Source organism: Chitinophaga sp. Ak27 (genome assembly GCF_012726295.1).
In the GTDB taxonomy this organism is placed as follows: domain Bacteria; phylum Bacteroidota; class Bacteroidia; order Chitinophagales; family Chitinophagaceae; genus Chitinophaga.
Window position 1 is genome coordinate 58325 of record NZ_JABAOB010000011.1, and the last position, 20833, is coordinate 79157.

The following is a 20833-nucleotide window of genomic DNA, read 5'->3' on the forward strand; positions in this document are numbered from 1 at the left end:
ATTTTATTAATCAATCTATTATATTCGATTCATTTTTCAATACTTCTTTCGTAGACTCATTGAAGGCGCAGTTATATATATCAATTTTAATGTATTTATTTTTAAAATAATAAACAGGTCTTCCAGCGCAGAAAATTGCATTAATATACATCTCGTCTCTCCCGCTATGGGCACCATGTTGTCGCTTTCTTGGTGGCCAGGTAATTATACTGATCAATTCGGGTGAACTCAAAATTGCCCATGGAACTGAGTTTATCGTTTACAGTATTGTCCCCTTCATAGCGTTCAAAAATAATACGAAGATCCGGCGTATCCCCGATAAAATTCCGGGCGCCTTCCAACACTTCGGTTTCCATTCCTTCCACATCAAGCTTCACAATAATGCGCTCCCGGAGATTTAACTCCAGTTGAGGCACTAAATCATCCAGCCTTTCAATAGGGATATTGCCCCCATTCTTATGGTCACGATCGATATGACTAGATCCGGTAACTGTTCCCATCACCACAAAATTTACCTTCTCCCTCCGGCTACCCAATCCCGAGGCGTATAATTTTACCTTGTCGTCCACCCCGTTGAGCCGGAGGTTTTCCTCCACCGCCTTGTAATTAACCGGCTCAAAGGCGACACAGGGAACACCCTGCGCCGCCAGCCATACATCGTACTCTCCGATACAGGCGCCGATGTCAATAAAGCTACCAATAGCCTTTGCCGCTACCTGCTCTTTCAGGTAATTACGCACGCGTCTTTCATAAGCATAGTTGATAAATTGGAAATCGGTGGTGCCTTTGCGGATCCTGAAACGTCCCATAGCCGAGGTAGCCTGCCAGGTCTTTCCAGGTGGTTTATTAAAGAGCACCAGTATAACGGAAGCCGCCAACGAATTCCAGTCGTTGTAACGAATGTACTCGCCAAAATACGACAGGTATTGCCCGTATTTAGACAATTTCCTCCATGAGGGATAATAGGCTTGATCTTTCATGATAGTTGGGTTTTCTGGTTAAAATAAATCTTAGGAATGTGAGCAGGAAGCAGTGTGGTAAAAGCTTCCGTCATTCAAATTAAGATTATCAATAACCTATCAAATTCCCATATCACTATCTATTTCACCCTCTTATAGTTGACTTCATACAGGTCTTTTCGTATATCCTTTTTAGTTTGCACGCTTCCGAATGCATGTAATTCCTTCAACAATACAAGATCCACATCTGCGATTACCACCATCTCGGTATTAGGAGTCGACTCTGCTTTGATACCGGTTACCGGGAAGTCGAAATCGGATGGGGTAAATACGCAGGACTGGGCATATTGCAGGTCCATATTATTTACCTTCGGTAGATTACCTACGCAGCCGGCTATTGCCACATAGCACTCATTTTCCACTGCCCTGGCCTGGGCACAGAACCGTACCCGGTTGTAGGCATGTTGGGTATCTGTCATAAAAGGCACAAACAGGATCTGCATTCCCTGTTCGGCCAGGATACGGGAAGGTTCCGGAAACTCCACGTCATAACAAATCTGGATCCCCACCTTTCCGCAGTCGGTATCGAACACCTTAATTTCGCTTCCGCCCTTGATTCCCCAGGCGGATACCTCTCCGGGCGTAGGATGGATTTTAATATACTGATCGTATGTACCATCGCGGCGACAGAGATAAGAGATGTTGTACAGCACCTCATCGATCACAATCGGCATACTTCCCGAAATGATATTTACATTATAGGCCACCGCATGCTCCTGGAACTTCTCCCGCAGCTGCTCAGTGTATTTAGCCACCCCACGGATAGCGCCTGCAGGATCCATCTGGTTAAATTCCTTCATCAAGGGAGAGTTAAACAACTCAGGAAATACCACGAAATCGGATCCGTAGTCGCTCACGGCGTCAATAAAGTACTCCACCTGTTGCAGGAAGCCGTCCAGGTTACCATAGTCGCGCATTTGCCATTGGACCAGCCCGATACGGACGGTCGATTTGTTATACCGGATGGTATCCTGGTCCTTCTCATAATAAATATTAAACCATTGTAAAAGGGTAGCAAACCCTTTGGAGGCCTCATCGTTAGGGAGATAATTTTTCAATATCTTCTTTACGGTAAAGTCGTTGGCAAACTGGAAGGTCAGGGTCGGATCGTAAATTTCCCGGTCCTGTACCTTCTCTATATATTCCCTGGGCGACAAATGATCCGCGTACTTTTCGTAATTGGGAATGCGGCCCCCGGCCACAATCCCTTCCAGGTTCAACTGTTCACACAAATTTTTACGGGCATCGTACAGGCGGCGGGCCAACCTCTTTCCCCGGAAATCCGGGTGTACAAATACCTCTATGCCGTAAAGCGTATCTCCTTTGGGGGTGTGGGTACTAAAGGTATAATAGCCCGTAATCTGTTCGTAGGTATGGTTGTCCCCGAACTTATTATAGTCTACAATAATAGATAATGCGCAGCCCACTACCTTTCCATTTACCGCCACAGCAATCTGTCCTTCTGGAAAGAGCTTGATCAATCGCTGTATGGTAGGTTCCCTCCAATAGCTGCCGGCCATATCTGCATAGGCAGACACCATTGATTCTTTCAGGTCCATGTAATCGGCTACTGTTAAATTTCTGATTTCAACTGTTTCTGACATAGCGTAAGTTTCTGTTCTTAAATTAGGGTATTCCCGGTGTATCTCTCAATAATATAGAAATTTTCGTTTACTTTTGTATCATCAGTCAACGGTTCAAATAATTTAACCATACCCCCAGTGGCAAGCCTGTATAATTATTTCATTAACCGATACCCTTCTTACTACCGTGCCTTTAATAGAAAACAGAGATATCGTCATTATAGGATTGCAGCAATGGTATACTTCAATTGGCAGCAACTGTAAAAGTATTGCCCGTGAATTTGCCCGTCATAACCGGGTATTGTATATCAACTCCCCGCTGGACCGGCGCACCATCATGCACGGGAAAGACGATCCTCATGTACAGTATACCCTGGACGCCCGGGATAAAAAAGTACCAGCAACCGTGCAGATCAGCGACAACTTATGGAACCATTATCCATCCGCTGTGCTGGAATCCATCAACTGGCTGCCTTTTACACCGCTTTTCTCGTGGTTTAACAAACGGAATAACAGAAAGTTTGCCGACAGCATCCGGGAGGCGATACAGGAAATGAACTTCAAAGATGTCATCTTGTTTAATGACAACGATATCTTCCGGGGATTTTACCTGAAAGAAATGCTGCAACCCTCCACGTATGTATACTACAGCAGGGATTACCTCCTGGGCGTACCCTACTGGAAGAAACATGGCCTGCAGTTGGAGCCGCAACATATTGCCAAGGCGGATGCGGCGGTAGCCAATTCCCTCTACCTGGCCGAAATGCTTCAACAATATAATCCCCATAGTTACTACGTAGGCCAAGGATGCAACCTGGAGTTGTTCCGCGCCGGTAACCACCCGGTGCCGGAGGATATTCCAACCGGTAAGGGCCCCCTCATCGGGTATGTGGGTGCATTAAAATCGCTGCGCCTCGACATACCGGTGCTGGAGAAAATAGCGAAAGATCAGCCACAGTGGCAGCTGGTATTGGTAGGCCCCGAAGACGACGACTTTAAAGCTTCTGCCCTCCATCAGCTTCCCAATGTTCATTTCACCGGCAGTAAAGACATTTCCCTGCTGCCTGCCTACATACAGGCATTTGATGTGTGCCTGAATCCGCAGGTAGTGAATGAAGTGACGGTAGGTAACTATCCGTTAAAGATTGACGAATACCTGGCGATGGGCAAACCGGTGGTGGCTACCGCCACCAAAACGATGGAACTATTTCGGGATTATGTGTACCTGGCTACTCACCCGGATGAATATACGTTGCTGATTGAAAAGGCATTGAAAGAAAACAATACGGACACGGCGGCAGCGCGCATACACTTTGCAGGTACCCATACCTGGGAAAATTCAGTTGCGGCCATTTACCAGGCCATATTATCTACCAGCGGCAATTAATTATGAGCATAAAAGAAAAACTGAAACAGAATCCTGGTCTCAAGAAACTGGCATTGTACCTCCTGATGCCCAGGCATCAGGCCCGTCCACGTGCATGGGTAAGGCTATTTGTGAATCCCTTTATACATAAGAAAGGTAAAGGGTCCCTGATCAGGCGGCGCACCCGGATGGATGTACTACCTTTCAATACTTTCACACTGGGCGACTATTCCACCATCGAAGATTTTGCTACCGTTAATAATGGTATGGGCGCCGTTGTTATTGGTCACCATGTACGGGTAGGTATCGGCAACGTACTGATAGGACCGGTACGTATAGGCGACAATGTTATATTGGCGCAGAACATCGTATTATCTGGCTTAAATCACGGCTATACAGACCCCAATGTACCTATTGCCCAGCAACCGTGCAGTACTGGTGAGATCGTAGTGGAGGCTGACTGCTGGATTGGCGCCAACAGTGTTATTACCGCCGGAGTCACTATTGGCCGCCACTCGGTGGTGGCAGGAGGCAGCGTGGTCACCAAAAACGTTCCCCCTTATACGATAGTGGCGGGCAATCCTGCCCGCCCTATCCGACAATATCAGCCATCCAGTGGTACCTGGGAAAAAATTTAGTTGCTCACTTTTATAAAACGGCCCCTCCAGTTAAAGCTACCGTCTTCCGCTTTTACATCTACCGTATAGTAGCCATTGGCCAGGTTACTGATGTTTATTTCAGCCAGGAAAGGCCCAGGCGTAGTAAACCGGAGTTGATGCTGTATACGGCCATTCAGATCGAAGATCCTCACCTGCAGCGGCGCTTCACCCCTGCGGGTAACTTGCAACCGCACATACTGCACTGCCGGATTCGGATACAGCTGTACCTTATTTTCCTGGTGTCCGTCATTGTTACCGGTTACCGTTAACGAAAACAGACTTGTGCCTGTAGCTCCTTTATCGTCTGTAACGGTAAGGCGAAACTGGTATTCTCCTCCTTCAGTCACCCTGATCAGGGTTTGGGCAGTATTCGGACTTTGTATATACGCTGTCACCGGACCTTTTACCTGTGACCATTCGTATTTTACAATGTTGCCATCAGGATCATAGGAAGCACTTCCATCAGCAATCAATGCATCCATAGGCAGTTCTATGCTCCTATCTCCCTGGGAAACAGCAACAGGTGATTTATTGGGTATAGCCGCTACTACCACGTTTACGGAGGCCGTACTACTGGCGCCTTTATTATCGGTTACGGTAACTCGATAAGTATACGTACCTGCCTGTAAGTTGCTCACATTCGTTTTGGCTGCATTTGGTGTAGCCAGGTCGCCGCCTGCGGGGCCGCCGATTTTTTCCCATAGCCAGGTCGTAATTTGTCCGTCGGCATCGGTAGAACCGCTGCCATCGAGGGCACTGGTATTCACCGGTAATTGCACCCGGATATTGCTGCCGGCATTGGCAACTGGGGGTTTGTTGGGTATTTCCGCCAGTACAGTAATTGTTACCGTGGCCGTAGCACTGGCGCCATTATTATCAGTTACGGTCAGGCGGTAAGTGTAGGTACCTTCCTGTAAGTTACCCACATTCGTTTTAGCGGCGTTGGTTGTTGCCAGATCACCACCCGCAGGGCCGCCAGTTTTCTCCCACAACCAGGTGGTGATTTGCCCGTCGGCATCTGTAGAAGCGCTACCATCGAGGGCTACGGTATTGATCGGCAATTGTATCTGGATATTGGTACCAGCATTGGCTACCGGCGGTTTATTCAAGGTTGCACCCAACACGGTAACCGTTACTGTAGCTGCATTGGTGGCGCCATTGTTATCTGTCACCGTCAGGCGATAAGTATAAATACCTTCCTGCAGGTTGCTCACATTCGTTTTGGACGCATTCGGTGTAGCAAGGTCGCCACCGGCGGGGCCACCAGTTTTCTCCCATAGCCAGGTAGTAATTTGTCCATCGGCATCCGTAGAGGCGCTGCCATCGAGAGCGGCGGTATTAGCTGGCAGCTGTACCTGGATATTGGTTCCAGCATTAGCTACGGGCGGCTTATTAGGCGGGGCTGCCAATACAGTCACAGTTACCGTAGCGGAATTGGTAGCACCGCTATTGTCTGTTACCGTCAGCCGGTAACTATAAGTACCTTCCTGTAAGTTACTCACATTCGTTTTAGCCGCACCTGGCGTAGCCAGATCGCCACCGGCAGGACCAGCGGTTTTCTCCCACAGCCAGGTAGTGATTTGCCCGTCGGCATCCGTGGAGGCATTACCATCAAGCGTGGTGGTACTAACTGGCAGTTGTACCTGGATATTGGCGCCTGCATTGGCTACCGGTGGTTTATTAGCCGCAGGATTCACTTTTACATTGATGGTATCAGTGCTTGTCAACCCTTTGTTATCGGTTACCGTCAACGTATATACGTAGGTTCCAGCCAGTAGCCCCGTAACATTTGATTTAACGACAGCGGGTGTTACGAGGGTTCCGCCCGTAGGGCCGCTTAATTTCTTCCATGCATACGCGGTGAGCGTATTGCCTGATGCAGCGCTGGATGCAGCGCCATCGAGTGTAGTATAGTTCACCGGTAAAGTGATGGTAATATCGCTTCCTGCATTCGCAACCGGAGGCGCCGTAGTGCCATCTTTCAGTTCGAAGGCGCCCACATCATATTTTCCACCCTGAGGGCGTACGGTATTGTCGTAATCTGTTTTCAGGTTGAAATCCGACATATCTCTTCCCGTATTCACCGCCGTGGACGCGGGCAACAGGTGATAATCGCCGGCAGCGCCATTTACAAAATTGGCAGTGGCCATGTCCGTATAGCAAATGTTGTTACCAAATTGCAGTTTAATTGGTTGGGCGCCCTTAATATACATCCCGTTTGATGGATAGTCATAGGGAGTTCCCTTCTCCACCAATAGATTATTATATACCTGGTGACCGATGGTGGTTTGATAGGCGAATATTTTGATCGCGTTCTTGCCGCTGTCGGTATTGACGATCGTGTTGTTGTAGATGTTGGCAGTTGGCGGCGGAAACAAGTCAGGAGTGGTTCCATCGGGGATCTTATCAGCTACGTTAATCCCTTCGTAGTAAATGTTTGAAATGATGTTGTTATAGATTTCGCTGATACCGGAGCCGAACACTTCGATGGCTGGCATATACCCGGTAGACACATTATTATTATAAACTTTCAGTGCCGAACCGGAACCGATGAGGATACCATATCCCTGGGCGGCATTTTTAGACATGGCATAATTGACCAGGCGGTTGTTGAACACACGGTTATCGCCATTTTTGGCCATGGCAATCTGTATTCCGTCGCTACCGATATTTTCGAGGTCGTTATCGTATACCCAGAGGTTTTCAATCCAGTGGGAGCGCATATTAGTACAGGTACCTTCGTTCCAGAAATAGTGGGTGTTACCGATATAAAATCCTTCCCCTGCTGCATTTCTGCATTTAAGGTGGTGTATTTTCACATTTTGCATCACGAAATTCCCTTCCCAATATTGAGGCTGGGCGCAGGTTTGCAATGTTTTGGCCTGGAGGAGGATATTACCGTCATGGATATACAGGTGATGTACATCGAAATCGGAGGCACCCAGGCCAAAGGTGATCCCGAAAATAGGGAGACCGTTGATATTAGTACCATTGAGATCGAAACCGTATTCGTAGTTTTTATCGCCGCTACCACTGATTTCCACGAAGCGGCAGGTAGGACAGTTGAATACTGCGGCAGTGCCTTGGTTGCGGACACCCAGCTTTACCTGGCCGCCGCAGTTGGTGATGACGATGGGTTTATCGGGAGTGCCGGTCAGGTTCCCGAGATGAAGATATTCGTACTCCCCCGCGGGTATACACAAGGTATCTCCCGGGTTTACGTTCAATGTCGTCATGGCGTCGGGGTAGTACATTTCCGCTCTTCCGTTGGCAGTATTGGTCATGGGTACTACAATACGTTTGGCAGTTCCGGGTGGCGTGGTGGGTGTTGTGCCGGATTTGCTGTATTGGAGCATCCATTCATAGATGTTCTTATTATCTTCTTTGTAATTCGGGTCGTAGGCTTTAGTCCAGGCATCGTGCGATGCCGCCTGGAAGAGGGTGAGTCTTGCCAGTGGATTAGGAGCTGGTACCGTGGAGTTGATATCTTTTACCCAGTCGATCGAATACTGGGAAGGTACGGTAGGATCCTGGTTATTATGCAGGGCCCATACGGGTGTGTTATTACCTGCCACTACTGCTGCCAGCGCAGTAGTAGGCGGATACATACCGCATACGACTACAGCGCCCGCAAATGCGGCTGCTTTAGTTTTATCTTCACAAAGCGCTCCCCAGGTGAGTCCTCCTCCCATACTCATACCAGTGATATAAATGCGGTTGGTATCAATATCATATTTTGAAAGCAGGTAGTTTTTAAACAGGGTTACATCTCCTGAACCCGGCCAGGTATTAAACTGTGGGGAGATTACGATAAATGAGTACTGCTGACCATTTACAGTGAAACTGGTAGGAAACCTGCCATCATTGATCACCCTCGGCAAACCATTTCTCAATACACCTGATAACGGCGAATTAGTAGCGAGTTCACCCACGCCATGAAAGAACATAATGAGTGGATACTTCTTACCACCACCCCGGGTATAACCCGCCGGCAGGTATTCATAAAAGCCCTTGATATTAGACATGGTGGGATCATTAAATGACCGGGCTGTTTGTACCTGGCTAAAAACAGGCAGGGATCCCAAGCAGGACACCAGGAGGAAGAGAGTAGTTAACCGGAATATGCTGCGGCGAAACGAGCGCCTGGGCAAGGGAAGATGGTTTATCATGTAATTATATGGCTTGCAATAGTTTAAAATTCTATCCTCATAGTCATTCTCTTTGAAGGTTCCCAAAAACAGGGGTTTGTCTTTGCAAAGAAAGGTTTTTTTTCTTTCATATAATTAAAAAAAATAACATATATATCGACAATAAATAAAGTATAAATAATTCATATCTGTATTTATTTGTTTATTTTAAATCTATCTGGTAAAGATTGATTTTTTTGTCAATAAAAATCTTAACTTTGTAGCTATTAGTCTGCACAGACCCCTTATTTTTTGACCTCTTCCTACACAAAGACCATTATTTCAGGACAATACGATTGTAATTAATGGTTCATGGCATTTAAACTTTTGGCAGTAATGCGCAACAGGCATTTCCATTCGCTTCTTGGAAATGTGATTATGGCGTTTTTCAATGTACTTTCTTTCGCATTGCTGGTAAGAATGTTGTCACTTCCTGCGTTTGGTGAATGGGTATTATTTCTCGCTACCTACAACATCCTGGATCAGATAAGAACGGCGTTACTTCAATCCGGCATTATTAAATTCAGTGCGGGTGTAGATGCGGATATCAGCAACCAGGTAACCGGGGCCGCCTGGTATATTTCGCTGCTGCTGACATTTATCTTTATCGCCGGCTCATTTACCGTATATGCTGCCGGCTACCGCTGGTTCAGCGACACCTGGCATTTTTTCCTCGGATGGTTGGGCATTATGACGTTGTTTTCACTCCCCTTCAACTTCTCTACTTGGGTATTACAGGCCGCACACCGGTTTGATAAAATTGTGCAAATACGCATGATGCAAAACGGTTCTTTCCTGGTACTGCTCTGCATCCTGTTTCTGCTGAAACAGGTGAACCTGCACAATGTATTATATGCGTATACCCTGTCGCTGCTTTTGACCAGCATATACTGCATGGTTTTTAAGTGGACCGAATTACATACCCTGGCCGTACGCACCAAAGCGCATGCCTTACAGTTATACCGGTATGGACGGATGATAGTCGGCAGTATGGTGACCTCTTCCCTGCTTACCTACTCTGATAACCTGGTATTAAGAACAATGATCAATCCCGCAGCAGTAGCGGTATATAGCATCCCGCAGAAATTTATGGAGTTCATCGAAATCATCCTGCGAAGTTTTGTGGCCACTTCTCAGCCAACCATTTCTTCCGCAGCCAACCGGAACGACTGGAAAGAAGTATCCCGTGCATTTTGTCGCTATACCGGCACCATTACGATCATCATTCTACCCTTTATTATAGGGCTATTAATATTCACCAAGCCGTTGATTCTGATACTGGCGGCCAAGGCCTATTTGCCGGCTACCGATATTGTGAGAATATTCCTGCTATCAGGTATTCTGTACCCGATCGACCGTTTCATCAGTGTGACCCTGGACATGATCAACCAACCAGGTGTAAACTTTTATAAGAACCTGTTGAAACTAATCATAAATATTGTCCTGGATATAGTGTTGGTGCTGTTATTTACCGATATTCGCTCTGTGGCGATTGCCTCTTCCCTTAACCTGGTGTTTGCAGTAATATTCGGTTATTATTTCCTTCACCGTTATCTTCCTGATGTGAAGTTGAAAGATGTATGGCTTTATGGTTGGAATGAATGCAAAATGCTTTTGTCGAAATTAAAAATCTTCCGCTTACAGTACAAATAACTAACCATTTATGAGGATAGCTTTTATTATCCTGAGTCATAAGAATCCTCAGCAGTTATGCCGTCTGCTCGGCCGGCTGCAGCATCCGGCAGTTGATTGCTATATTCACCTCGATGCGAAGGCGAATATACTGGAATGGCAGGATGCTTTACATTTCCCTCAGGTCAGTTTTATCACCAAGAGAGCTAACGTAACCTGGGCCGGTTACGGCACCATCCGGGCGGCACTTAATGGCATTGAGCACATTGGCGCCACCGGCAAGCAATACGGCTTTATTCACCTGATCAGCGCACAAGATTATCCTTTGGCAGATATCGACGTGCTGTATCATTTCTTTGCCGGCAATCCCGGGCAACAGTTCCTGGACCTGCTTCCACCGGAAGCGCTCCAACGGATGATGTCTAAAATCACTGCCTACTATTTTGAGGATCTCCGTTTCCCTGGTAAATACCGGATAGCCTCCCTGGTCAACAAAATATTGCCCGCCCGGCGCCACCCATTTAACCTCGAGGTTTATGGCGGCTCCCTATGGTGGAGTCTTACACAGGAATGTGCGCTGTGGTGCGCCCAATATGTAAAAGATCATCCCAGGCTGGAACGCTTTTATAAATATACCTGGGGAGGAGATGAATTTATTTTCCAGACACTCATTATGAACAGTCCATTTAAAGATACTGTCCGGAATAGTTACATGCGGTATATAGACTGGTCGGAAGGACATGCCCATCCAAAAACGTTTACTATACAGGATCTGGACAAGATATTGCAGTCGGGGCAACTGCTGGCACGTAAGTTTGATATGGACAAAGCACCGGAACTGCTGGACCAGATTGACCTGGCGACCAAGCGTTAACAGGGTGAAACTACTATAAAAGAAGAAAACCGTCGCTTCCGCAGAGACGGTTTCTTTTTTTACACTCGTTGCGTATATTATTTATTATCGGGTGTTCTTTCTCCACAAAGTATTAAAGCCACCGGTAAAGTTGTAGGGCAGTATTTCTGCTACCTGGCAATCCAATGATTGCAGAAACTTCACCCGCTTGGTGATCAGTGAAAACGGGAATACGTCTTCCACAAAATTGGTCTTGGCAAAGCGTACTATTTTGAAATCGCTCGCAGCGGCCAGCTTCTGCAAATCCTTCACCGTAAAGAATTGCACGTGATCCAGGTTATCGGCTTGTGATTGGGCAGTAGTGCCTTTGAAGCCCAGTGCGTGTTTTACCTTATTAATATTTTTCCACAATGCCGGGTTGTTACGCGCTTTCAGCATAGGGCGGGTAACACACAACTCTCTTGGTCCCTGTCCATTGGGAACGGTTACAATCAACAGTCCGTCATCTTTCAGGGAATCGTGGATGGTTTGCAGTAACAACTGAGGTTGATCCAGGTGTTCCAGCACTTCGCTGCAGATCACTGCATCATATGTTTCTCCCTGTGCCGTGAGCGCCTCTGCGCTGATGGCAGCAAACTTCACATTGGGATAAGTATTGCGTGCATTGGCCACAGCGATGGTCTTTTCACTGATATCTATTCCCAATACCTCATAACCAAACTGTCCGAGGTGGCGGCTGATCACGCCGTTACCACATCCTACGTCCAGCACACGGCCTCCGTCGGGAATGTTTTTCTGCAGACTATCCGTTATAAAATTGAGGCGTTTTATATCAGTAATCCGGTCGTATTCGTAGGTGATTGCGGTCTTTGTCATATCAAAATTGATAAGTGTGTTATTATTTACAGAGCTGTTGGTATACAGCAGCTATCTTTTCAGTCATACCAGCTACATTGAAGTGCGTAGCAATTTCAATCTTTGCGTTTTGCTGCAACCGGTGGCGTAAACGTTCATCTGTGGCTACTTTTACTATTGCAGCCGCTAACGCGGACACATTCTCAGCGGGTATCAACAGGCCATTTTCCCCATCTTTCACCGCTTCTTTGGTGCCGTCCACATCGCTGGCAATCACTGCCTTTCCCATGGCCATTGCTTCGAGTACGCCAATCGGAAATCCTTCCCAGAGCGATGGTAGGCAGTAGATATCAGCGGCATAGAGCACAGCTGGAATGTCCTGGCGATAGCCGGCAAAGATCACCTGCTGTTCCACTCCTGCTTCACGGGCAGCAGATACCGCTGCCGGCATCAGTTCCCCGTCGCCAATCATGAGCAATTGCAGTTGCGGCACCTGTTGCAAGGCCGCTGCAAACCCTTTGATCATCGTCACCGGATCTTTCTGGTAAGTCATCCGGGCAATAAAACAAATCAGTAGCTTATCGGCCGGTATCCCATACTCTGCCCGCAGATCCGGGTAAGAACCTTCAGGATTAAACTTCCGCAGACTTACACCATTCCGGATCACCACGCCGGCAAAGCGCTTGAATGCCTTGATACCGGTTTGACGATTAGATTCGGACACACAGATATTTACCTGTGTTTTACGGGTAATAAATTTTTCCGCAGCAATACGCAAACGCTTGGTCAGTGGATGCAGCCCTTCGTGAAATGACCAGCCGTGAATGGTATATACCACCGGTAATCCCAGGCTACGTGCGGCCCACAGCACATTGGAGTTGGCGCGGGTGCCATGCACATGTACCACATCAATCTCTTGTTGTTGTATGAAGCTCTTTACCCTTCTCCACACTCCTATGTCAAAGGCTTTTTCACTGCCAATCACATAGGCTGGTACATTCATTTGTTTCAACGCGGTGATCATCGGCCCTTCTGTAAAAGAGAGTACTACCGGCTCAAATAAATCGCGGTCCAGCGTTGCCACCAGGTCTAGTACGTGGCTCTCTCCACCACCAATTTTACCCTGGCGGATGGTTTCCAGTACACGTATTTTGCCATTTACTTTTCCCATACTACAATTTTTCAATCCAGCGACTATACCATAATTGAAATACCAGCATGTTCCACAGTTTCTGGTGACTCACCTTTCCGCCGGATAAATAATGATTCAATAGTTGCTCTACATGTGGAACGTTGAACAAACCGGATTTTGCCAGGCGCTCACCGGATAGGTAGTACTGCATCTGTTCCTTGAGGTCGTCGCGGAACCATTCCTGCAAAGGTGCAATGAATGGCCTTTTTGGACGTTCCATCAGGGGCCTGGGAATATATTTATGTACAATTGTTTTCAGGATATATTTGTTGATCCCATCTTTCGTTTTCAGGCTGGCAGGCACCTGGGCAAGGAATTCCACGAGGCGGTGATCCAGCATAGGTTCGCGGCCTTCGATGCTGACAGACATCGTGGCCCTGTCGACCTTTACCAGGTTGTTATCTACCAGGAATGTTTTGTAGTCCACTGCCAGTAAGCGATTCAGCGGATCGTTCATCCGGTCCAGTTCCCCGTTCATATCGAAGTTAGTTTTATAACCATCTACAGGGCTGGCGGTATAATAGTTTACTTCGTTTTCGGTAAGATACTGGCTGATATATTTCAGGGCATGCTGTGGTTTTCCACTGGCCCAGATCAATTTCATCTTCTCGTAACGGGACGCGAAGTTGTATTGCTTATTGAAATAAGGAATCACTTCCGGGGATACCACCGACATCGCCGCACTCAGGGTACGCTGTATCGGACGTGGGAAGCTGCCGGTATAGCGGAGCGATTGGTTAAATTTATTATACCCCGCAAATACCTCATCTCCCCCATCGGCAGATAACACTACTTTCACTTCCCGGCTGGCAAAACGGCTCACCAGTGTAGTGGGTACGGTAGAATTATCAGCAAAGGGCTCATCGTATATTTCGGGCAGGTGATGCAATACTTCCTGTGCGTCTTTAGGTCCTACGATCCACTCATGGTGCTCGGTACCCAGGTGCATGGCTATTTTCTTCGCTTCCCTGGACTCGTCCCACTGTGGTTCTTTATAGCCGATGGTGAAGGTTTTGATACGGCTGGAGGTATTAGATTGCAGCAAGGCCGCCACGCTGGCACTATCATATCCACCACTTAAAAAAACGCCCACCGGCACATCAGACACCATTCGGTAACTATACGCGCTATGCATCAGCTCTTCCGTATGACGGATGACATCGCCTTCAGACAGGTGTGTCAGCGGCTGTTTGTACGCATTCAACACATTCCAGTACTCCTGCTCGCTAATGGCTTCCTTTTCCAAAGATACTTTCAGCAAGTGCCCTGGCCGGAGCTTATGCGTATTCCGGTAAATAGTATATGGCGCCGGGATATAGCTGTATTGCAGGAACAGGGACAGACTTTTTTCATCAATCTCTTTCTTAAAAGACGGATGTTCACAGAGTCCTTTTAACTCTGAAGCAAAAAGCAGCGTACGGTTGTGCCAGTAGTAGTACAGTGGTTTTACGCCGGCCCTGTCACGGAACAGGATAACTTCTCCTGCATTGCGGTCGTAGATCACAAACGCGAACATGCCGATGCATTTATCCAGGATCTTACCCTGCCACTGGGCATAGCCTTTTAGCAATACCTCGGTATCGGCGCCGGAGCGGAAACTGTGCCCCAGCTTTTCCAGTTCGGTCCTGATCTCCTTAAAATTATATATCTCTCCATTGAAGATAATGGAATATTGTTCGAAGTGCATAGGCTGATGACCGGAACTGGAAAGATCCAGGATCGACAGCCGGCGTTGCCCCAAACCGATGGAGGCATGTGGGTGTTCATACACCTCGTACCCGGCATCGTTGGGTCCGCGATGTGCCATCGCATCCGTCATACTGCGTAATATACCTGTATCTGATTTTTGGGTAAAATCAATAAACCCTGCTATGCCACACATATATTATCTGGTTTAGGATGTTTAAGGTTCCAGAAAATGCCATTCCAGAATGCTTTCATATGAACGGATTCCCTTTTTAGTAGAAACTGCGCCGTGTTTTTGGGGATGGTGAAAAAGATAAAGTACAACATAAAAAACATCCGGGCTGGCAGTTTAACATTCCTTCGCATGAATAATATCCGGTTGCGTGTAATGTAGTATGTTTTCAGCGGGCTGTTCTTCCCGGTAGTCATCGATTCTTTATGATAGATGAGGGATTTATACTGGTAATATATTTTATATCCCTGACGTTTGAATTGTTCGCACCAGTCAAATTCCTCGTAGTACAGGAAATATACTTCCGGCATGAGCCCTACCTTTTTTAAAGCAGCAGCAGATACCATCATAGCACCACCATGTGCATAATGTGTTTCTGTAAAGGCATCATACTGGCCATTGTCTGTTTCCCGGCAACCGATCATACTGTTTCTGCCGGTGAGCGTATCTACGGCTTTATAGCCGGCATATTCGATGGTGCCTTTTTGGAAGAAGTAATGGAACTTGGGACTTACTACACCTGCATCGGGATGCTGACTAAACACTTCCAGTAATCCTTCTATCAGGCCTTCGGTAAATTCTGTATCATTATTAACCAGGAACAGGTAGTCCCCTGTGGCGGCCTTTATACCCAGGTTATTGCCTCCCGCGAATCCCAGGTTCTGTTCGCTCAGTATAACCCTGGCAGCAGGATATTCCTGCTGAATGGCCCCCGTGGGGTTTTCAGCAGAGGCATTGTCAACCACAATCACTTCCAGGCGGGGATAGCCGATGCGTTTGAGCGACGCCATCAGTTCCACTGTTACTTTAGCGTTATTATAATTAACAGTGATAATGGATACCAGTGGATAATATGTATTATTTTCTGGCTGCATCTAATAAAGGGTTGTTAATACCCGTTTGTGTATGAGTAGTGTGAATGAATGTTTTGTCAGCTCCCTTGAGGCGAAACAACAATAATATCATAATACCGATAGCCCTGGGCAATGCGATCATAGCGGTAACCAGGTATTTCCTGAAAAACTTTCCCGGGATGGGTAACAGGAGGCTCAGCATATTTGCTATAAACAGCCCTGCCCACACATAAGCCGGAATAACCAGAAAAGACTGCAACAGGAAACAAAGAGCGGTAATGAATGTTAATGCGGCCAGGAGCAACATCCTGGGCAGTAAAGCATTCTGGCAAACGGCCAGGTTAAAGTAATTGATATTACCCCTGAAAAGAGCTTTCCATCCGGCGCGCCAGTAAGTGCGTAAATATACCAGTTGACTGGACATCCAACGTTTACGTTGGTTTTCGAATACGGCCGCATGAGTAATTTTCTCATCAAACACGTAGGCATCTTCCAGGTAGTGGATGCTATGCCCCTTTTCTATTACCAGCAGTTGCAACACTTTATCAAATCCGCCGGTAGCCTGTATTTCACTTAAGATCTGCTTGATCAGCGGGTAATGAAACGCCATGCCGGATCCAATCACAGAAGACGATAAACCCAGGGCATTAGCTCCTTTACGGTAAAGATGATTGGCTATAATTTCATTGGCAGCGTCCAGTATAGCAAATGGTGTATTGAGATTCTTTGCTACCCGTTGCCCCTGAATAGCATAATATCCTTGTTGATAAGCGTGATTAATCTTCAACAAAAAGTCTTCTTCCAGCATATTGTCCGCATCGCAGATCAATGCCATATCATAATCATCGCCCAGTTCCTCAAATGCCGCATTCAGTGATTTGGCCTTGGTACTTTTATCAAATTTAACGGCGATTACATTGGCGCCGGTAGCAGCCAGTTCCTCCAGCGTTCTTGGCTGGAGTGAATCTGCTATTACCACTACCTCAAACCTGGTAAGCGGGTAGCGTAAGCGATTGTAACTATTCACCGTCGATAAGATAATACTGTCTTCCTTGTAGGCAGGAATAAGTATCGCAATCTTTGCAAAAGCAGTCGTTTCCTCGTAGTTAATCTTTTCCTTACGGCTCAGGCGACCTGCTATGGATAACAAAAGATTATACAATACGCAACCGGCCAGGTAAACAAACAGTATTACTTCTATAGTAGCTATCATTATACATTATCTTTTTGTACAAGGGCAAATGGTGTGCTCGCCATCAGCCACATATCATATCTGAAGGAACGGTTATGCGCGTAATTAATATCCAGGTCTATTCTTTCCTGTACAGACATTTCCTTCTTTCCCCTTTTGCTCACCTGCCAAAGACCGGTGATGCCGGCGGGCGCCAGGAATCTTTCCACCCATTGGTCAGTGGTCAGCGTGGTTGCCTCATATAATGGTAAAGGACGATTGCCTACGAGCGACATATCTCCTTTAATTACGTTCAGAAGCTGGGGAATTTCATCCAGGCTGGTATTGCGCAGGAAGCTGCCCAATCTGGTCACCCTTGGATCGTTGGAAACTTTAATGAAGGTAGGTCCGTTACCCTGACCATCATATTGATTGAGATGTTTAATTTTATCCAGTTGCTTATCCGCATCTGGTATCATGGTACGGAACTTATAAAATTTAAATACGCGGTAATTTCTGCCGGCACGTTTAGCGGCATAAAATATAGGGCCTTTTGACTCTAACCTGATCATCGCTGCGATCACGAGCAGGACGGGGCTTAACACAATCAGGCCACCGGTGGCCAGGGTAATGTCCAGGGTACGCTTGAGCAGGTTGCTGTAAAACTTCCCGGAATATAAACGGGTACGCAGGCTGCTGCTCTTGTAAACAGGAAACGTGCGCATGCGCTTAAACTTGCTGACAATGGCAATTTTATTGTTCAGCATATGCCACGCACTGGCGGTAATAATATCATCAATAAACGTATAGCGGGCAACCAAGGGTTTCAGTTCGTCAAATCCTTTATCGATATATACGAAGAAAGGAATAGAACCCAGAAACTGGTGGCTGTTAAAAAAAGTATCCCATTCCGTTAATGTTGTTTCATAATTGCTGTCAAACCCATAAATGATAGCTGAAGGCATTTTCTTGAAAACATGCTGCAGCTGATGAATTACTTTTCTCGCATCCTCTACTTGCTCTGTCACGACACATCTAAACTGACTATTTTCTGCCAGCATGACTTTGTTGGGTTTTCCAACAAAAAGTACCACGCTTTCAGCATCTGCTACCTGGGTGAGTAAACTATTTCTATTTACTTCTACGCCTCTGATGCTCTTAACTTGCAGTAAATTGGGGGTAATGGTATTCATCGGTTAAAAAGTTGTAGTGTATTCGTTTGTGACAATAACATATTAAATAGCGGTGGCGCTTAACTGTTTCTCCAGGATAAAGTCCACCTTATTTAATAACTGCATTGGATCAAATGGCTTCTGCAACACTTCTCTCACACTATTGTACCGTGCAGTCAGATCATTGGTTTTGTCGGCATAAAACCCCGACAGCACCATTACGGGTGTATCCTGGTATAAATAGCTACCCGACAGGTAGTCCAGCAGTTCCCATCCATCAATATTAGGCATTTGCAAATCGGTAATAATTAAATCTGCTTTGTTACCGTTCAGTAACCAGGTAATTGCTACCAGGCCGTCCTGCGCTGTTACCACGGAATATTCCTTTCCTAAAACCGCCTCCAGCAAATAACGCATCGGCATACTATCATCTATTATTAAAATTTTCTTTTTCATTATACCTTCTTTTCAAACAATTATTTAAAACTGTTACATGGTGGTTTGCAAAAAATTTAGCGCAAACTCCCGAAGGCTTTTGATGGGATCTGGTCAATTATCAGTCAGGTAAGTTACCTAATGCGGTCTTTGCAGGGGATATGAGAGAGGAAAAATGGTTTTTTCATGCTTGTTGTGTATTCCCGAATCTTCACTCGACGAATATGAAAGCAAAAGTATAGTTTTAAAAATATCAGCGATATTTTTTTTTGTAAACGACCAAATTTGGAGGGTAAGTGTTGCAATTTTTGAGGTAAACGGTCATTTACATTTCAATAAAGTGGTCTGGAGCAATGAACTAACACAAATTACGATTTGCGTATCATTTAAATTACAATACTTTTGTGAAGAAAACAAATAAGCCCCTTTTAAGTTTTGCTGCTATGTCCACCTTTTTGTCTGTGATCTTTTGGCTGAGTCTTTTTATAGTATGCTACAGTTATGTAGGATATGGTCTGCTGCTATATTTCATTATACGTATCAAACGTCTATTACATGGGCATTCACAGCATGGCGACCCTTCCTTTGTTCCCCCGGTAACTTTTCTTGTTGCCGCCTATAATGAAGAAGATTTTATCGCTGAAAAAATAAAGAACAGCCTGGCGATGGACTACCCTGCCGATAAAATCCGTTTCATTTTTGTAACAGACGGATCATCTGATCACACCAATGAAATCATAGCACAATATCCGCAGGTAACTTTATTATATGATCCTCAGCGCAGGGGAAAAATGGCTGCTGTTAATCGCGCCATGGAACAGGTACACACTCCCTTTGTAGTACTATCGGACGCCAATACACTATTGAATCCCGGCGCCGTGTCCCTGCTCATGCAACACTTTGCCGATCCTGCTACCGGCGTGGTGGCGGGGGAAAAAAAGGTGATGCCCACTACCGGCGGCGCAGAAGCCGAAGGAGAAGGCATGTACTGGAAATATGAGTCCCTGCTCAAAAAATGGGATGCAGAGCTCTACAGTGTAATGGGCGCTGCTGGCGAGCTGATTGCCATCCGTACCGAGCTGTATGAACACCCGGAAGAAGATACTATCCTGGATGATTTTATGATTTCTTTCCGTATCAATATGAAAGGATACAAAGTGATGTATGAACCGGCAGCCTATGCCATGGAAACGTCTTCTGCCTCCCTGGGGGAAGAGTATAAACGTAAAGTAAGAATATGTGCCGGAGGTTTCCAGTCTATGGGACGCCTGCTCCCACTGCTCAACCCTTTCCGCTATCCTAAAATTACATGGCAATACATTTCCCACCGGGTACTCCGGTGGACCCTGGCCCCTTTATCGCTGCTCCTGGCTATCATTAGTAATGCTTTACTGGTAATAGGGCAGGCAGGTAATATTTATATTGTGACGGGCATCGCCCAAGTCTGCTTCTATGGAGCAGCGCTCGTAGGTTATCTTCTCGCCAAACGCCAGAAAAAAGTGAAATACTTTTATATCCCTTTCTATTTCGTATTTATGAATGTTGCTGTGTACATCGGTTGCATACGTTATTTCCGGAAGCGACAATCCGCTGTTTGGGAACGGGCGCAAAGAAGTATCGCCGTGCAATAATCGTCGCCCTCGCTTTTTATTCACAAGGCAGATGTTTGCGTTTACCAGCCAAAAGCCGCCGTTTACCAAAAAAAATATAATATATACGAACAGTTATTTACTTTAGCAGGGAATAAAGGAAATTGAATAAAGAGATTGTGTCCTGCTATTTGAATGGACTGACAATGCAACAATATCAGTGAATAAGTTAATTCCCTGACCACCATTTCCCCTCAGCCTTATCCTTCGACAAAGCCTCCATGCTGACAGACAAGTGTCTGATACAGCTAGTAATTTTTACCATCTCCTCTGAACGAAACGTAATTC

General features: G+C 46.2%; 15 protein-coding genes. 5 read left to right on the forward strand and 10 right to left on the reverse strand.

Annotation, left to right across the window (positions count from 1 at the left end; all coding sequences use genetic code 11):
* Positions 1-164: 164 nt before the first annotated feature.
* Both HGH90_RS28155 and HGH90_RS28160 read right to left on the reverse strand, forming a co-directional pair.
* Complete coding sequence (locus HGH90_RS28155; protein WP_169192450.1) at positions 165-980, reverse strand: FkbM family methyltransferase; 816 nt, start codon at positions 978-980, stop codon at positions 165-167.
* A gap of 119 nt (positions 981-1099) precedes the next feature.
* Entirely contained in the window at positions 1100-2623 is a 1524-nt protein-coding gene (locus tag HGH90_RS28160) for a bifunctional GNAT family N-acetyltransferase/carbon-nitrogen hydrolase family protein (RefSeq protein WP_169192451.1), read from the reverse strand.
* 166 nt (positions 2624-2789) lie between these two features.
* Between HGH90_RS28160 and HGH90_RS28165 the strand changes: the two genes are divergently transcribed.
* Together HGH90_RS28165 and HGH90_RS28170 are read left to right on the forward strand one after the other, a co-directional pair.
* On the forward strand, positions 2790-3989 hold the full coding sequence (locus HGH90_RS28165) for a glycosyltransferase (protein ID WP_169192452.1): 1200 nt from the start codon (positions 2790-2792) through the stop codon (positions 3987-3989).
* Positions 3990-3991: 2 nt separating this feature from the next.
* Positions 3992-4606, forward strand: a complete 615-nt coding sequence (locus tag HGH90_RS28170; protein WP_169192453.1) for an acyltransferase — start codon at positions 3992-3994, stop codon at positions 4604-4606.
* Here the strand turns inward: HGH90_RS28170 and HGH90_RS28175 are convergent.
* The gene (locus tag HGH90_RS28175; RefSeq protein WP_169192454.1) at positions 4603-8796 is read right to left on the reverse strand and encodes a PKD domain-containing protein; all 4194 of its coding nucleotides are present in this window, start codon (positions 8794-8796) and stop codon (positions 4603-4605) included. The two genes, HGH90_RS28170 and HGH90_RS28175, sit on opposite strands and share 4 nt — an antisense overlap.
* A 330-nt stretch (positions 8797-9126) precedes the next feature.
* Between HGH90_RS28175 and HGH90_RS28180 the strand changes: the two genes are divergently transcribed.
* Together HGH90_RS28180 and HGH90_RS28185 are read left to right on the forward strand one after the other, a co-directional pair.
* A complete protein-coding gene (locus HGH90_RS28180) occupies positions 9127-10467 on the forward strand; it encodes a lipopolysaccharide biosynthesis protein (RefSeq protein WP_169192455.1) in 1341 nt (446 codons plus the stop codon).
* 10 nt (positions 10468-10477) lie between these two features.
* The gene (locus HGH90_RS28185; RefSeq protein WP_168765295.1) at positions 10478-11320 is read left to right on the forward strand and encodes a beta-1,6-N-acetylglucosaminyltransferase; all 843 of its coding nucleotides are present in this window, start codon (positions 10478-10480) and stop codon (positions 11318-11320) included.
* A gap of 84 nt (positions 11321-11404) precedes the next feature.
* On the opposite strand, the gene HGH90_RS28190 is transcribed toward HGH90_RS28185, so the two are convergent.
* The 7 genes from HGH90_RS28190 to HGH90_RS28220 are packed head-to-tail and all read right to left on the reverse strand — an operon-like array spanning position 11405 to position 18917.
* Complete coding sequence (locus HGH90_RS28190) at positions 11405-12175, reverse strand: class I SAM-dependent methyltransferase (RefSeq protein ID WP_169192456.1); 771 nt, start codon at positions 12173-12175, stop codon at positions 11405-11407.
* A gap of 22 nt (positions 12176-12197) precedes the next feature.
* Positions 12198-13325: a glycosyltransferase family 4 protein gene (locus tag HGH90_RS28195; RefSeq protein ID WP_169192457.1), complete on the reverse strand. Its 1128-nt coding sequence runs from the start codon at positions 13323-13325 to the stop codon at positions 12198-12200.
* A 1-nt stretch (position 13326) separates the two neighbouring features.
* Positions 13327-15228: an asparagine synthase (glutamine-hydrolyzing) gene (gene asnB / locus HGH90_RS28200; protein ID WP_169192458.1), complete on the reverse strand. Its 1902-nt coding sequence runs from the start codon at positions 15226-15228 to the stop codon at positions 13327-13329.
* The gene (locus HGH90_RS28205) at positions 15216-16139 is read right to left on the reverse strand and encodes a glycosyltransferase family 2 protein (RefSeq protein WP_168765299.1); all 924 of its coding nucleotides are present in this window, start codon (positions 16137-16139) and stop codon (positions 15216-15218) included. The genes asnB and HGH90_RS28205 overlap by 13 nt, the downstream gene beginning before the upstream one ends.
* Complete coding sequence (locus HGH90_RS28210) at positions 16123-17331, reverse strand: glycosyltransferase (protein WP_168765300.1); 1209 nt, start codon at positions 17329-17331, stop codon at positions 16123-16125. Before HGH90_RS28210 ends, HGH90_RS28205 begins: the two co-directional genes overlap by 17 nt.
* Entirely contained in the window at positions 17331-18482 is a 1152-nt protein-coding gene (locus HGH90_RS28215) for a sugar transferase (protein WP_211093022.1), read from the reverse strand. Before HGH90_RS28215 ends, HGH90_RS28210 begins: the two co-directional genes overlap by 1 nt.
* Positions 18483-18524: 42 nt before the next feature.
* Entirely contained in the window at positions 18525-18917 is a 393-nt protein-coding gene (locus tag HGH90_RS28220) for a response regulator (RefSeq protein ID WP_168737186.1), read from the reverse strand.
* A gap of 422 nt (positions 18918-19339) precedes the next feature.
* Between HGH90_RS28220 and HGH90_RS28225 the strand changes: the two genes are divergently transcribed.
* The gene (locus tag HGH90_RS28225; RefSeq protein ID WP_211093023.1) at positions 19340-20527 is read left to right on the forward strand and encodes a glycosyltransferase family 2 protein; all 1188 of its coding nucleotides are present in this window, start codon (positions 19340-19342) and stop codon (positions 20525-20527) included.
* Positions 20528-20833 lie beyond the last annotated feature (306 nt).

Coding starts and splice junctions, on each gene's coding strand:
- HGH90_RS28175 (WP_169192454.1), bottom strand. CDS start 8,796: ATGATAAACCATCTTCCCTTGCCCAGGCGCTCGTTTCGCCGCAGCATA.
- HGH90_RS28170 (WP_169192453.1), top strand. CDS start 3,992: ATGAGCATAAAAGAAAAACTGAAACAGAATCCTGGTCTCAAGAAACTG.
- HGH90_RS28180 (WP_169192455.1), top strand. CDS start 9,127: ATGGCATTTAAACTTTTGGCAGTAATGCGCAACAGGCATTTCCATTCG.
- HGH90_RS28225 (WP_211093023.1), top strand. CDS start 19,340: ATGTCCACCTTTTTGTCTGTGATCTTTTGGCTGAGTCTTTTTATAGTA.
- HGH90_RS28160 (WP_169192451.1), bottom strand. CDS start 2,623: ATGTCAGAAACAGTTGAAATCAGAAATTTAACAGTAGCCGATTACATG.
- HGH90_RS28215 (WP_211093022.1), bottom strand. CDS start 18,482: ATGAATACCATTACCCCCAATTTACTGCAAGTTAAGAGCATCAGAGGC.
- HGH90_RS28210 (WP_168765300.1), bottom strand. CDS start 17,331: ATGATAGCTACTATAGAAGTAATACTGTTTGTTTACCTGGCCGGTTGC.
- HGH90_RS28185 (WP_168765295.1), top strand. CDS start 10,478: ATGAGGATAGCTTTTATTATCCTGAGTCATAAGAATCCTCAGCAGTTA.
- asnB (WP_169192458.1), bottom strand. CDS start 15,228: ATGTGTGGCATAGCAGGGTTTATTGATTTTACCCAAAAATCAGATACA.
- HGH90_RS28205 (WP_168765299.1), bottom strand. CDS start 16,139: ATGCAGCCAGAAAATAATACATATTATCCACTGGTATCCATTATCACT.
- HGH90_RS28195 (WP_169192457.1), bottom strand. CDS start 13,325: ATGGGAAAAGTAAATGGCAAAATACGTGTACTGGAAACCATCCGCCAG.
- HGH90_RS28220 (WP_168737186.1), bottom strand. CDS start 18,917: ATGAAAAAGAAAATTTTAATAATAGATGATAGTATGCCGATGCGTTAT.
- HGH90_RS28190 (WP_169192456.1), bottom strand. CDS start 12,175: ATGACAAAGACCGCAATCACCTACGAATACGACCGGATTACTGATATA.
- HGH90_RS28155 (WP_169192450.1), bottom strand. CDS start 980: ATGAAAGATCAAGCCTATTATCCCTCATGGAGGAAATTGTCTAAATAC.